Origin of the sequence: Kitasatospora sp. NPDC094019 (assembly GCF_044764505.1) — a bacterium.
In the GTDB taxonomy this organism is placed as follows: Bacteria; Actinomycetota; Actinomycetes; order Streptomycetales; family Streptomycetaceae; genus Kitasatospora.
In genome coordinates, this window is record NZ_JBIWIF010000025.1 from 1 (window position 1) to 12,914 (window position 12,914).

11 protein-coding genes are annotated in these 12,914 nt (G+C 72.0%); 2 read left to right on the forward strand and 9 right to left on the reverse strand.

All coding sequences use genetic code 11. The annotated features are described in order from the left end of the window. On the forward strand, nt 1-259 hold a 259-nt coding region (locus tag ACIQ9P_RS35195; protein ID WP_402365545.1), incomplete at its 5' end, for a hypothetical protein. A 137-nt stretch (nt 260-396) separates the two neighbouring features. Here ACIQ9P_RS35195 and ACIQ9P_RS35200 read toward each other — a convergent pair. The 9 genes from ACIQ9P_RS35200 to ACIQ9P_RS35240 form a co-directional block, all read right to left on the reverse strand. Then, a complete protein-coding gene (locus ACIQ9P_RS35200) occupies nt 397-1,920 on the reverse strand; it encodes a CoA-acylating methylmalonate-semialdehyde dehydrogenase (RefSeq protein WP_093860354.1) in 1,524 nt (507 codons plus the stop codon). A gap of 171 nt (nt 1,921-2,091) precedes the next feature. Beyond that, complete coding sequence (locus tag ACIQ9P_RS35205; RefSeq protein ID WP_402365547.1) at nt 2,092-2,982, reverse strand: hypothetical protein; 891 nt, start codon at nt 2,980-2,982, stop codon at nt 2,092-2,094. A 67-nt stretch (nt 2,983-3,049) separates the two neighbouring features. Next, a complete protein-coding gene (locus ACIQ9P_RS35210) occupies nt 3,050-3,481 on the reverse strand; it encodes a hypothetical protein (protein WP_402365549.1) in 432 nt (143 codons plus the stop codon). A gap of 214 nt (nt 3,482-3,695) precedes the next feature. Then, complete coding sequence (locus tag ACIQ9P_RS35215) at nt 3,696-5,090, reverse strand: NAD(P)/FAD-dependent oxidoreductase (protein WP_402365551.1); 1,395 nt, start codon at nt 5,088-5,090, stop codon at nt 3,696-3,698. A gap of 81 nt (nt 5,091-5,171) precedes the next feature. After that, on the reverse strand, nt 5,172-5,975 hold the full coding sequence (locus tag ACIQ9P_RS35220) for an ABC transporter permease (protein ID WP_402365553.1): 804 nt from the start codon (nt 5,973-5,975) through the stop codon (nt 5,172-5,174). Continuing rightward, on the reverse strand, nt 5,975-6,919 hold the full coding sequence (locus tag ACIQ9P_RS35225) for an ABC transporter permease (RefSeq protein ID WP_402365555.1): 945 nt from the start codon (nt 6,917-6,919) through the stop codon (nt 5,975-5,977). Before ACIQ9P_RS35225 ends, ACIQ9P_RS35220 begins: the two co-directional genes overlap by 1 nt. Then, on the reverse strand, nt 6,916-8,058 hold the full coding sequence (locus ACIQ9P_RS35230) for an ABC transporter ATP-binding protein (protein ID WP_402365556.1): 1,143 nt from the start codon (nt 8,056-8,058) through the stop codon (nt 6,916-6,918). The genes ACIQ9P_RS35225 and ACIQ9P_RS35230 overlap by 4 nt, the downstream gene beginning before the upstream one ends. 37 nt (nt 8,059-8,095) lie before the next feature. Further along, on the reverse strand, nt 8,096-9,352 hold the full coding sequence (locus ACIQ9P_RS35235) for a spermidine/putrescine ABC transporter substrate-binding protein (RefSeq protein ID WP_402365558.1): 1,257 nt from the start codon (nt 9,350-9,352) through the stop codon (nt 8,096-8,098). A 51-nt stretch (nt 9,353-9,403) separates the two neighbouring features. Next, complete coding sequence (locus tag ACIQ9P_RS35240; protein ID WP_402365560.1) at nt 9,404-10,915, reverse strand: gamma-aminobutyraldehyde dehydrogenase; 1,512 nt, start codon at nt 10,913-10,915, stop codon at nt 9,404-9,406. A gap of 323 nt (nt 10,916-11,238) precedes the next feature. Between ACIQ9P_RS35240 and ACIQ9P_RS35245 the strand changes: the two genes are divergently transcribed. Continuing rightward, complete coding sequence (locus ACIQ9P_RS35245) at nt 11,239-12,888, forward strand: PucR family transcriptional regulator (protein WP_402365562.1); 1,650 nt, start codon at nt 11,239-11,241, stop codon at nt 12,886-12,888. The last annotated feature ends 26 nt before the right edge of the window (nt 12,889-12,914 follow it).

Below are 12,914 nucleotides of genomic sequence, written 5' to 3' on the forward strand. Positions count from 1 at the left end.
CGCTTCCTTCGTCCAACTCGCTGGTGTCTTCTGCGGCTTGACGCCCCGTCCGACGTTTCAAACTCTAGCCGATCCCCGCCCCGAAAAGCGAATCCGGCCGCAATCATCAAAAATGAGCACAACAAAACAAACCATCGCCGCAAAAGCCGAAAGGCATGGCGCGGCAAAGCCGGTTCTGGAAGTGGTGTTTCGAGGATTGGCCGCCCCGGGACCGTCCGCGCTGACGCGTGTCCGGTGCTCCATGTCGAGCGACCAGTGAACACTACGCCTGTTCGCGACCGAAGGCAAACGCCGGGCAAACTCCCGGGACAAGCCGCAGGCCGGCCCGCACGGGTGCGGGCCGGCCTGTCGAGCGGGACGGACTCGGAGCGGACGCGGGCGCGGGGCCCGCCCGGATCAGTCGTTGGTGGGGAAGCCCAGGTTGATGCCGCCGTGCGACGGGTCCAGCCAACGCTGGGTGACCGCCTTGCCGCGGGTGAAGAACTGGACGCCGTCCTGGCCGTAGGCGTGGGCGTCGCCGAACAGCGACGCCTTCCAGCCGCCGAAGGAGTAGTAGGCGACCGGGACCGGGATCGGCACGTTGATACCGACCATGCCGACCTCGACCTCGTACTGGAAGCGCCGGGCCGCGCCGCCGTCGTTGGTGAAGATGGCGGTGCCGTTGCCGTACGGGTTCGCGTTGATGAGGGCCAGGCCCTCCTCGTAGGAGGCGACCCGCACCACGGACAGGACCGGGCCGAAGATCTCGTCGTTGTAGACGGACATGCCGGGCTTGACGTGGTCGAACAGGGTGGGGCCGAGCCAGAAGCCGTCCGCGGTCGGCGAGCCGTTGCGGTCCTCGGCGGTGATCTCGTGCTTGCGACCGTCGACGGCCAGCTCGGCGCCGTCGGCGAGGCCGGACTCCACGTAGGAGGTGACCTTGTCCCGGTGCTGGCCGGTGACCAGCGGGCCCATCTCGGACTCGCCGTTGCAGCCGGGGCCGACGGTGAGGGTGGCGACCCGCTGCTTGATCTTCTCGACCAGCTCGTCGCCGATCGGGTCGACCGCGACCAGGACGGAGACCGCCATGCAGCGCTCGCCGGCCGCGCCGAAACCGGCGTTGACGGCGGCGTCGGCGCTCAGGTCGAGGTCGGCGTCCGGCAGGACCAGCATGTGGTTCTTGGCGCCGCCGAGGGCCTGGACGCGCTTGCCGTAGCGGGTGCCGGTCTCGTAGACGTAGCGGGCGATCGGAGTGGAGCCCACAAAGCTGACCGACTTGATGTCGGGGTGCTCCAGCAGCCGGTCCACGGCGACCTTGTCACCGTGCACGACGTTGAAGACGCCGTCCGGGAGGCCGGCCTCCTTCCACAGCTCGGCCAGGAAGTTGGCGGCGGACGGGTCCTTCTCCGACGGCTTGAGCACCACGGTGTTGCCGGCCGCTACGGCGATCGGGAAGAACCACATCGGCACCATGGCCGGGAAGTTGAACGGCGAGATGATCGCGACCGGGCCGAGCGGCTGGCGGATCGAGTAGACATCGATACCGGTGGACGCCTGCTCGGTGAAGCCACCCTTGAGCAGCTGCGGAATGCCACAGGCGTACTCGACGACCTCCAGGCCGCGGGCGATCTCGCCGAGCGCGTCCGAGTGCACCTTGCCGTGCTCGGCGACGATGATCGACGCCAGCTCGTCCTTGCGGGCGTTGAGCAGCTCGCGGAAGGCGAAGAGCACCGTGGTGCGCTTGGCGATCGAGGCGGTGCGCCACTCGGTGAAGGCCGAGGCGGCGGCGGCCACGGCCTGGTCGACGTCCGCGACGTCCGCGAAGTCGACGTGGCCCGTGACCTGGCCGGTGGCCGGGTCGAAGATGTCACCGCGGCGGGGCGCGGCACCGGCGGTGGCGACCGGGCGGCCGCCGATCCAGTGGGTGATGTGCTTGCTCAAGGTCCGTCTGCCTCCGAAGTCCGGGCGGCCTTGCGCCACCGGTCCCTTGTGTGACGCCGCCCGCACGGGACGGGGCGGCGAGGTCACGGGGCTACCGCGCTCACTCGTCCAGTCTGCTGGGCGGTCGGGGCGGCCTCAACGAACAGGCTGACGGGGATTGGGGATTCAGCCTTACAGGTCGTACCGCCGGCCCGCTCCTCCGGTCCCGTCCCCGTGCTCCCCCGGCTGCTCTCGACCCGCCGGACCGGCGTGATCGGCCAGCTCCTCGTGGGCTTCCACGTCCTCCAGGTACGGATCGTGCAGACCGTCCGCGGCCTCCTGGGTCTCCAGGAGGTCCAGCCTGAGGTCCTGGGCCCAGGCCAGCGCCCACCGCTTCAGCGCGGCGACGTCGCCGACGGGCAGGCCGCGGGCGCGGAACCGCCCGTCGGCGGCCTCGGCCAGGGTCTCCAGCCGGTCGGCGAGCGCGGTGGGCTGGAAGTCGGCGTCCAGCGCGGTGGCGAGCGCGAGCAGTTCGCCCTCCCGGTACCAGGCGGTGAGCGCGTGCACGTCGATCAGGTCCCGGGGCAGGGCCCGGTCGACGAGCAGCGCGGTGGTCAGGGCGGCGGCGTCCTCCAGCGCGACGGTGTCCAGCGGGAACGGGGCGCCGGGAGCGCGGTCGGGGTCGCCGTCGGGGCCGGGATCGGGGCCGCCCAGATCGAGGCGGACCGGACGGTGGCCCAACGGTTCCTTGCGCAGTTCGACCGTGTGCGCGCGCCCGCCCAGGGTGAGCCGGACGGAGAGCTGTTCCAGCCGGGGCGTGCCGGGGCGCTCCGCGGCCACGCCGCCCGCCGTCCGGTACGCCCGTGCCAGCTCGGCCGCGACCCGGGGCAGGTCGGTGGTCCCGGCCGCCACCAGGGTGATCCCGTCCTGCTCGCAGGCCGGGACGCCGTGGGCGCGCAGGGCGTGGCCGCCGGCGAGGGCGAGGCCGTGCCGCTCGCCCACGGGCCGGGCGAGGCCGAGGAGGCGCAGCTGGGCCGGGCCCGGGTGGAGGTCGGGGTCGACGGCGTCCGCGGCTGTGGTCACCTCTCCAGTCTGGCGCGCCGGCCGGTCCGGCGCGCCCGAGGAGGGGAGACCGGGCGGATCCTCGCGGTCACCAGTTGCCGAGCCCGGCCGCCGCCTCGTGCAGGGCGAGCTCCAGCAGCACGGGGTCGTTGAGCCGTCCGGACCCGTCGGGTGGGACGAGCCAGCGCACGCCCCTTCCCCGCCGGTCGGGGTGGGGGACGACGATCCAGGTGCCCTCACCGGCGCAGCGCACGCCGGTGCCGACCCAGCGGGCGGCGGTGCCGACGGGCACCAGGAAGCCGATGTGTTCGTCCCCGAAGTCGGCCAGGACGGGCCCGCAGGTGCCGGTGCCGAGGAGGTCGACGACCGGGCGGCCGAGTCGGCCGGGTACCGAGAGGACGTCCCAGTGCCGCCCGGCCGGGAGGAGGACCAGGCCGAGCCCGGTGCGTTCCCACTGGGCCCGGAAGGCCCGCGGGTCCGGTGCGGCCTGGGCCAGCCAGTCGAGTGCCGTGGTCTCCATGGTGCTGTCCCCGCTTTCGATGGCGCGGCGGGGCATGCGAGACCCGCCGTCACCAACGAGAGGCGGACGGCGGGTCTCTCTTACACGGGTCCGGTCCCGGAGAGCTCCGGAGCACAGGTTCTGCACAAGTCCGGAGCGGGCGGGAGCGGGTCCGGAGTACGCGTCCGAACCACGGGTCCGGCCGGGACCGGCGCGATTCCTTCCCGCGTCCCGGTCAGCTGTCGAAGCCGAGGCCCAGCTTGTCGAGGGTGCGCAGCCACAGGTTGCGTTCCCCGCCGGTGCGGTCGGCGCGCTCCAGCGAGCGGGTGGTGATCCCGATGCCGGCCCAGCGGACGGGCTCGGGCGGGAAGGGCAGCGGCTTGCGCCGCACCATCTCCAGCTCGGTGCGCTCGGTGCGCTCGCCCGCGAGCAGGTCGAGCATGACCTCGGCGCCGAACCGGGTGGCTCCGACGCCGAGGCCGGTGTAGCCGGCGGCGTAGGCGACCCGACCGCGGTAGGCGGTGTCGAAGATGGCGGAGAACCTGCTGCAGGTGTCGATCGCGCCGCCCCAGGCGTTGGTGAAGCGCACGCCCTCCAGCTGGGGGAAGCAGGTGAAGAAGTTCCGGGCCAGGGTGCGGAAGGTCTCCGGCCGCTGGTCGTACTCGTGCCGGACGTGGCCGCCGAAGTGGTAGACGGCGTCGTACCCGCCCCAGAGGATCCGGTTGTCGGCGGAAAGCCGGAAGTAGTGGAACTTGTTGGCGCTGTCGCTGAGGCCCTGGCGGCCCTGCCAGCCGATCGCGGCCAGCTGCTCGGGGCTGAGCGGCTCGGTCATCAGCGCGTAGTCGTACACCGGGACGATGAACGGACGGACGCGCTTGACGAGGGAGGGGAAGGCGTTGGTGCCGAGGGCGACCTTGCCGGCGAAGATCCGGCCGTAGGGGGTGCGGACGGCCATGCCGGCGCCGTGCTCGCGCAGGGCTTGGGCCGGGGTGTGCTCGAAGATCCGCACGCCCAGGCCGAGGCACGCCTGCTTGAGGCCCCAGGCCAGCTTGGCGGGGTGGACCATGGCCACGCCCTCCTTGTCCCAGATCCCGCCGAGGAAGGTCGGCGAGTCGACCTGGGCGCGCAGCTCGTCGCGGTCGAGCACGGTGACGTCGAGGCCGTACTGGGCGACGGCCTCGGCGACCTCGTGCAGTTCGTCGAGCTGGTGCGGCTGGGTGGCGATGTCGATCTCGCCGGTGCGCTCCCACTCGGCGTCGATGCCGTAGCGGGTGAGGGTGGCCTCGATGCCGTCGAGGTTCTCGGCGCCGAGGCGCTCCAGCCGGCCGAGCTCGGCCGGCCAGCGCTGCAGGCCGTTGCCGAAGCCGTGCGTCAGGCTGGCCGCGCAGAATCCGCCGTTGCGCCCGGACGCGGCCCAGCCCACCTCCTGGCCCTCGACCAGGACGACGTCGAGGGAGGGGTCGCGCTCCTTGGCGACGAGGGCGGTCCAGAGGCCGGAGTAGCCGCCGCCGACGACCAGGAGGTCGCAGTGGGTGTCGCCGACCAGGGCGGGCTGCGCCGTCGGCCGGCCCGGGTCCTCCAGCCAGAAGGGGGTGGGCCTGGCGTCACTGAGCGCGCGGGCGGAGTCCATGCATTATCAGCCACTTTCTGCACATTGATGGTGATGACCGGCGGCCGTCCCGACGGTACGCCGGGACGGCCGCCGGGGAGGTCAGGCGGTGGCCTTCCGGCGGTTCCCGAGCCACTGTCCGGTGACCGTGAGGGCGACGGCGGCGATGAACATCGCGGTGCCGATGACGTTCACCTGGACCGGGATGCCGCGCTGCGAGGCGCCCCAGACGAACATCGGGAAGGTGACCGTGGTCGGGCCCGAGTTGAACTGGGTGATGATGAAGTCGTCGAAGGAGAGCGCGAAGCTGAGCAGCGCGCCGGCCGCGATGCCGGGGGCGGCGAGGGGAAGGGTGACCCGCAGGAAGGTCTGGACCGGGGTGGCGTAGAGGTCCTGCGCGGCCTGTTCGAGCCTCGGGTCCATGCTCATCACGCGCGCCTTGACCGCCGTCACCACGAAGCTCAGGCAGAACATGATGTGCGCGATGAGGATGGTGGTGAAGCCGAACGGGATGCGCATGTTGAGGAAGAGCGTGCCGAGCGAGGCGGCCATGACCACCTCGGGCATGGCCATCGGCAGGAAGATCATCGCGGTGGTGGCGGAGCGGCCGCGGAAGCGGTAGCGGGCCAGCGCGAAGGCGACCATGGTGCCGAGCACGGTGGCGCCGATGGTGGCGAGCGTCGCGACCTGGAGGCTCAGCGAGAGCGACTGGCACATGTCGGCGACACCGCAGGGGTCGGTCCAGGCGTCGGTGGAGAACTCGTTCCACTCGTAGTTGAACTTGCCGACCGGCTTGTTGAACGAGAAGGCGAGCACCACCAGGTTGGGCAGGACCAGGTAGGCGAGGGCCAGCAGGCCCGCCAGCACCACCAGATGGGCGCGGATCCAGGTGAAGAATCGGGACATCAGACGAGTTCCTCCGTCCCGGCCTTGCGCATGTAGACCGTCACCATGCCCAGGATCAGGGCCATCAGGATGAAGCTGAGCGCGGCGGCCGTGGGGTAGTCGAGCACGTTCAGGAACTGCTTCTGGATGCCGTTGCCGACCATCTGCTCGCTCGGCGAGCCCAGCAGCTGGGCGTTGATGTAGTCGCCGGAGGCCGGGATGAAGGTGAGCAGGGTGCCCGCGACCACGCCGGGGAGCGAGATCGGGAAGGTGACCTTGCGGAAGGTCGTGAACGGGCGGGCGTAGAGGTCGCCGGCGGCCTCGTGCAGGCGCGGGTCGATCCGCTCCAGCGAGGTGTACAGCGGCAGGATCATGAACGGCAGGAAGTTGTAGGTGAGTCCGCAGACCACGGCGAGCGGGGTGGCCAGCACGCGGTCGCCGGAGGTGAGGCCGATCGCGCTGGTGACGTCCAGGACGTGCAGGGTGTTCAGCAGGCCGACCACCGGGCCGCCGTCCGAGAGGATGGTCTTCCAGGCCAGGGTGCGGATCAGGAAGCTGGTGAAGAACGGCGCGATGACCAGGATCAGCAGCACGCTTCGCCAGCGCTTGCTCGCCTTGAAGGCGATCGTGTAGGCGAGCGGGTAGCCGATGGCGAGGCACAGCAGGGTGGCGGTGGCGGCGTAGCCGAAGGAGCGGACGAAGTGCCACTTGTACTCGACCAGGGCGTCCCAGTACGTGGCGAGGTGCCAGGTGACGCGGAAGCCGTCCTCCAGCGAGCCGGTCTGCAGCGAGGTCGAGCCCTGGTAGAGCATCGGCACCGCGAAGAAGACGACCAGCCAGGCGATGCCGGGCAGCAGCAGCCAGTACGGGGTGAGCCGCCGCCTCGCCTTCGGGGCCGGCCCCGGGAGGGCGCCGCCGTCGGGGGGTACGGCCTGCGGCGGAGCCGCCGCGGTGGTGCTGGTCATGCCGCCGCCTCCCCGGTGCCCGCGTCGATCGCCTGCGCGGCGTCGAGGGCGAAGGAGTGGGCCGGGTTCCAGTGCAGGAGGACCGGGGCGCCGGGGACTATTCGGGCGTCGCGCTCCATGTTCTGCTCGAAGACGGTGACCTCCTGGCCGCCGTCGGTGCGCACCAGGTACTGGGTGGAGACGCCGATGAAGCTGGAGTCGACGACGGTGCCGGCCAGCCGGTTGCGGCCCTCGGCGACCTGGGCGGAGCCGTGCTCGATGGTGATCTTCTCCGGGCGGACGCCGAGGTGGACCCGCTTGGCCTCGGTGGCGCAACGGGCCCGGGGCACGGTGAGCCGGGCACCGGCCGCGGTGAGCAGCAGGTCCTCGCCGGCGCCGCCGGTGACGTCGGCGGGCAGCAGGTTGGACTGGCCGAGGAAGTTGGCCACGAAGGTGGTGGCGGGGTTCTCGTAGAGGTCGGCGGGCGCGCCGAGCTGCTCGACCCGGCCGCCGTTCATCACCGCGATGGTGTCGGCCATGGTCATGGCCTCCTCCTGGTCGTGGGTGACGTGCACGAAGGTGATCCCGACCTCGGTCTGGATCCGCTTGAGCTCCAGCTGCATCTGGCGGCGGAGCTTGAGGTCGAGGGCGCCGAGCGGCTCGTCGAGGAGCAGGACCTGCGGGTGGTTGATGAGCGCGCGGGCGACGGCGACGCGCTGCTGCTGACCGCCGGAGAGCTGGTGCGGCTTGCGCCGGGCGTACTGGCCGAGCTCGACGAGTTCGAGCATGTCCTCGACCTGCTTCTTGACGTCCTTGCGGCCGCGCCGGCGCAGCCCGAAGGCGACGTTCTCGAAGATGTCGAGGTGCGGGAAGAGCGCGTAGCTCTGGAAGACGGTGTTCACCGGCCGCTTGTACGGGGGCAGGACGGTCACGTCCTGGCCGCCGATCAGGACGGTGCCGCTGGTGGGCTCCTCCAGACCGGCGATCATCCGCAGGGTGGTGGTCTTGCCGCAGCCGGAGGCGCCGAGCAGGGCGAAGAAGGAGCCCTGGGGAACGGTCAGGTCCAGTGGGTGGACGGCGGTGAAGGCGCCGTAGGTCTTGCCGATGCCGGTCAGCCGGACGTCGCCGCCGACGGCCGCGGGGCTCTGCTGCTCTGTCATGGATGGTGTCTCTCTGGTTCTCTGCCGTCAGTGGGGGTCAGGCGCCGATGAGCTTGGAGAACTTCTCCTCGAAGTCGCTCTCCTCGGTCTCGGTGAGGGTCCGGAAGACGTGCGCCCTGGCCGCCATCTCGGGAGTGGGGACGACCAGCGGGTTGGCCGCGCTGTCCGGGGCGATGGCGGCCAGTTCCTCCCGCACCCCGGTGACGGCGGAGACGTAGCCGATGCCTGCGGTCAGCTGCGCCGCGATCTTCGGCTGGTAGTAGAAGTCGATCAGCTTCTCGGCGTTCGTCTTGTGCTGCGCCCTGGCGGGGACCAGCAGGTTGTCGGTGCTGGTCACGAAGCCCTTCTCGGGGATGACGAACTCGATGTCCGGGTTGTCGGCCCGCAGCTGGATCAGGTCGCCGCCCCAGGCGACGCAGGCGGCGATGTCCCCCGAGGAGAGCTCCTGGCCGTAGTCGTTGCCGGTGAAGCGGCGGATCTGCTTGTTGTCGACCGCCTTCTGCAGCCGGGCGACCGCGGCGGCGTAGTCGTCGGCGGTGAACTTCGCCGGGTCCTTGCCCATGTCCAGGAGGGTGATGCCGATGCTGTCGCGCATCTCGGAGAGGAAGGTCACCCGGCCCTTGAGGTCGGGATCCTCCAGCAGCTGGGCGACGCTGGTGACCTCCTTCCCCTTGGTGGCCCTGCGGTTGTAGGCGATGACGACCTGGATGCCGGCCCACGGGTAGCTGTACAGCCGGCCCGGGTCCCAGTCGGGGGCCCGGAAGCGGGACTCGATGGTGGTGATGGCGGTGGTGACGTTGGCCGGGTTGAGCTTCTGCGCCCAGCCGAGGCGGATCAGCCGGGCGGCCATCCAGTCGGTGAGCACCATCAGGTCGCGGCCGGTGTCCTGGCCGGCGGCGAGCTGCGGCTTGACCTTGCCGAAGAACTCGACGTTGTCGTTGATGTCCTCGGTGTACTTGACCTTGACCCCGGTGGCGGCGGTGAAGGCTTCCAGGGTGCCGTGCTTCTCCTTGTCGTTCTCGTCGGTGTCGACGTAGAGCGGCCAGTTGGAGAAGTTCACCTCCTTCTCGCTGTCCGAGAGGTCCTTGGCGGCGTTCGCGGTGGAGTCACCCGTCCCGCCGGTGTTCCCGGCCGGCGGGATGCCGCAGGCGGCGAGCGCGCCCGCGCCGGCGGTGAGGGCGGCGGCGCGCAGCACGGTGCGCCGGCCGAGAGCGGCCCGGCCACTGGTCAGACTGCGTTCCCATGCCTTGCGGACGGGTTCCGACAGTCCGTCGGTGAGCTCGTTGAACACCATGGGACGGGCCTCCTGGGGGGCGAGGGGGTGTGGGGGACCACCCCGGTCCGGTTATCTGTCTCCGAAGACGGTGCGGTGCCAGTCCTTGCGGGCGACCGCGGTGGTGTCGAACATGACGTGCTTGACCTGGGTGTACTCGTCCAGCGAGTACTGCGACATGTCCTTGCCGTAGCCGGAGGACTTGTAGCCGCCGTGCGGCATCTCGCTGATGATCGGGATGTGGTCGTTGACCCAGACGCAGCCGGCCGCGAGCTCGCGGGTGGCTCGCAGCGAGCGGTGGACGTTGCCGGTCCACGCGGAGGCGGCCAGGCCGTAGGGGGTGTCGTTGGCCAGCCGCAGGCCCTCGTCGTCGCTGTCGAACGGGAGCACCACCAGCACCGGGCCGAAGATCTCGCCCTGGACGACCTCGCTGTCCTGGGCGGCGCCGGTGATCAGGGTGGGGCGGTAGTAGGCGCCGCGGGTGAGGTCGGTGCCGTCGTGGCCCCGCGCGGGGGCGGCCCCGCCGGTGACCACGGTCGCGTAGCCGCGGGCGCGCTCGACGAAGCCGGCCACCCGGTCGCGGTGGGTGAAGGAGACCAGCGGGCCGAGGTCGGTGCGCGGGTCCAGCGGGTCGCCCAGCCGGATCCCCTCGTACAGCTCGGCCACGCCGGCCACGAAGGCGTCGTAGAGCGGCCGCTGGACGTAGGCGCGGGTGGCCGCGGTGCAGTCCTGGCCGCTGTTGATCAGGGAGGCGGCGACGGCGCCGTGCACCGCGGCGTCGAGGTCGGCGTCGTCGAAGACCACGAACGGGGCCTTGCCGCCGAGCTCCAGATGGGTGCGCTTGACGGTCGCGGTGGCGAGTTCGGCGACCCGCCGGCCGACCGGGGTGGAGCCGGTGAAGGAGACCATCGCGACGTCCGGGTGCGACACCAGGTGCTCGCCCGCGACCCGGCCCGCGCCGGTGACGACGTTGACCACACCGTCCGGGATGCCCGCCAGGGTGCAGGCCCGGGCGAACATCAGCGAGGTCAGCGGGGTCAGCTCGGCCGGCTTGAGGACGATGGTGTTGCCGGCCGCGATGGCCGGGAGGACCTTCCAGGCGGCCATCTGGAGCGGGTAGTTCCACGGCGAGATCGAACCGACCACGCCGATCGCCTCGCGCCGCACGTACGAGGTGTGGTCGCCGGAGTACTCGCCGGCCGCCTTGCCCTCCAGGTTGCGGGCGGCCCCGGCGAAGAAGGAGGCGTTGTCGATGGTGCCGGGGACGTCGAACTCGGTGGAGAGCTTGATCGGCTTGCCGGTCTGCGCGGTCTCCACCCGGGCGAGGTCGGCGGCGGCGTCGGTGAGGACGGCGGCCAGCCGGGTGAGCGCCTCGGAGCGGGCGCCGGGGGTGGCGCCGGCCCACTCGGGCAGCGCGGCCCGGGCGGCGGCCACGGCCTCGTCGACCTGTCCGGTGGAGGCCAGGGAGAACTCCTCGACGACGCTGCCGTCGGCCGGGTTGACGACCTGGAAGGCGTCACCGCTCCCCCGGCTCTGCCGGCCCGCGATGTACTGCGCGCCCGCGCCGAAGTCGGTCAGGTCCATCTGGTTCCTCCAGGTTCCGGTGGTGCGACCGTCCGGACGACGCTCCCGGCCCGTCCCACCGCCGCCGTGGGGGCGGGGCGAGGGGCGGGGCAGGGCGTGGCCGGCCGGCCGGTCGTCGCGCTCGTGGCGACGGGTTCCGGCCACAGGGCCGGATCCGTCGCGGTCGACCCGCTGACCATGCCTGCTGGCGCCGGGGCGTGACAAGGACCACTGCGACAACCTCGACGGAAAGCGCCTTACAAGGTGCAAGGCTTCGGGCAGGGCAACAGGTCGTCGCCGCGATGGATGATTTCCCTGACACTCTGAACCCTGGAGGCCCCGCGATGCTCCCCACCGTCGCCCGCGTGCTCGACCTGGAGGTGATGCGCCGCGGCCTCCCCCAGGTGGTGGCCGGAGCCGACCACCTGGAACGCCCGGTCCGCTGGGTCCACGTCAGCGAGCTGCCCGACGTCGCCGGCATGCTGCAGGGCGGCGAACTGGTGCTGAGCACCGGCATCGCCCTGCCCGAGGACCGCGAGGGCCTGGCGCGGTACGTGCGCGAGCTCGCCGACATCGGCGTGGCCGGACTGGTCATCGAGTACGGCCGGCGCTACTTCGACAGCCTGCCGCGCGCCCTGGTGCACGCCGCCGAGCAGCGCGGACTGCCGCTGATCGCGCTCCGCCGCGAACTGCGCTTCGTCTCCGTCACCGAGGCCGTGCACGCCCTGGTGGTCAACGCCCAGCTGGAGCAGCTGCGCACCTCCGAGGCGATCCACCAGGTCTTCAACGAGCTCGTGGTGGAGGGCGCCGAACCGGCCGAGGTGGTCCGCCAGGTGTCCCGGATAGCGGGAGCCCCGGTCGTCCTGGAGAACCTCGCCCACCAGGTGCTCACCCACGAGTCCGCCGGCCGGTCCGAGGCCGAGCTGCTGGAGGACTGGGAGCGCCGCTCGCGCGGGGTCCGCCCGCCCGGGCGCACCGGGTACGACCCGCGCAGCGGCTGGCTGGTCACCGCCGTGGGCGCCCGAGGGCAGGACTGGGGGCGGCTGGTGCTGATGCAGGAGCCCGGACCGCAGCCGGAGGGCGGCCCGCACCCGTACACGATGCTGCTGGAGCGCGGCGCCTCCGCGCTGGCCCTCAACCGGCTGGTGGTGCGCGACCGGGAGAGCCTGGAACGGCAGACCCACCGCACGCTGCTCTCCGGGATCCTCACCCATGCGCTGACCGTCTCCGAGGTGGCCCTGCGCGCCCAGGCGCTCGGCGTCCCGCTGGAGGGCCGACGGCTGGTCGGCGCGGTGCTGCGGCAGCGGCGCGGCCCGATCCCGGCCGCGCTGGAGGCACAGGCCCGGCTGCGCGACTTCACCGAACTCGCGGCCAGCGCCGTCCGCGCCTGCCGGCTGTCCGCCCTGGTCGGGGCGCTGGACGACGAGGGCGTCGGCGTGCTGATCACGCTCGGCCCGCAGCAGGACGAGCACGCCGCGCTGGACGCCTTCGCCGCGGCGCTGCGCCGGCTGGCCGCCGAGGCGGCCCGGGACGCCGCCGCGCCGGAGCCGGTGGTCGCGGTCGGCTCCTCCGTCGGCTCGGTCCGTGACGCCCGGCGCACCCTGCTGGAGGCCACCCAGGTCGCCGACGCGGCGCTGCACGACGCGCCCGGCGGCCGGGGCGCGTCCTACTACCGGCTGCCCGACGTGCGGCTGCGCGGACTGCTGCACCTGCTCCGGGACGACGCCCGGCTGCAGACCTACGTCGAACGGGAGCTGGGGCCGCTGCTCGCCTTCGACGCCGAGCACAACGGCCAGCTGGTGCAGATGCTGCGGATCTACCTGGAGCAGGGCCGGAACAAGTCCGCCGCGGCGGACGCCGCGCACCTGTCCCGGCCGTCCTTCTACGACCGGCTGCACAAGGTCGAGCGGATCCTCGGGGTCGACCTCGACCAGGTGGAGTCCTGCCTCTCGCTGCACGTCGCCCTGCTCGCGCTGGACGCCGTCCGCCGCTGAGCTCCTCCGTCGTCCCGCCCGCGCGG

Excerpts from the sequence above, each read along its gene's own strand:
- ACIQ9P_RS35210 (WP_402365549.1), bottom strand. The coding sequence starts at position 3,481 with ATGGAGACCACGGCACTCGACTGGCTGGCCCAGGCCGCACCGGACCCG.
- ACIQ9P_RS35215 (WP_402365551.1), bottom strand. The coding sequence starts at position 5,090 with ATGGACTCCGCCCGCGCGCTCAGTGACGCCAGGCCCACCCCCTTCTGG.
- ACIQ9P_RS35220 (WP_402365553.1), bottom strand. The coding sequence starts at position 5,975 with ATGTCCCGATTCTTCACCTGGATCCGCGCCCATCTGGTGGTGCTGGCG.
- ACIQ9P_RS35225 (WP_402365555.1), bottom strand. The coding sequence starts at position 6,919 with ATGACCAGCACCACCGCGGCGGCTCCGCCGCAGGCCGTACCCCCCGAC.
- ACIQ9P_RS35230 (WP_402365556.1), bottom strand. The coding sequence starts at position 8,058 with ATGACAGAGCAGCAGAGCCCCGCGGCCGTCGGCGGCGACGTCCGGCTG.
- ACIQ9P_RS35235 (WP_402365558.1), bottom strand. The coding sequence starts at position 9,352 with ATGGTGTTCAACGAGCTCACCGACGGACTGTCGGAACCCGTCCGCAAG.
- ACIQ9P_RS35240 (WP_402365560.1), bottom strand. The coding sequence starts at position 10,915 with ATGGACCTGACCGACTTCGGCGCGGGCGCGCAGTACATCGCGGGCCGG.
- ACIQ9P_RS35245 (WP_402365562.1), top strand. The coding sequence starts at position 11,239 with ATGCTCCCCACCGTCGCCCGCGTGCTCGACCTGGAGGTGATGCGCCGC.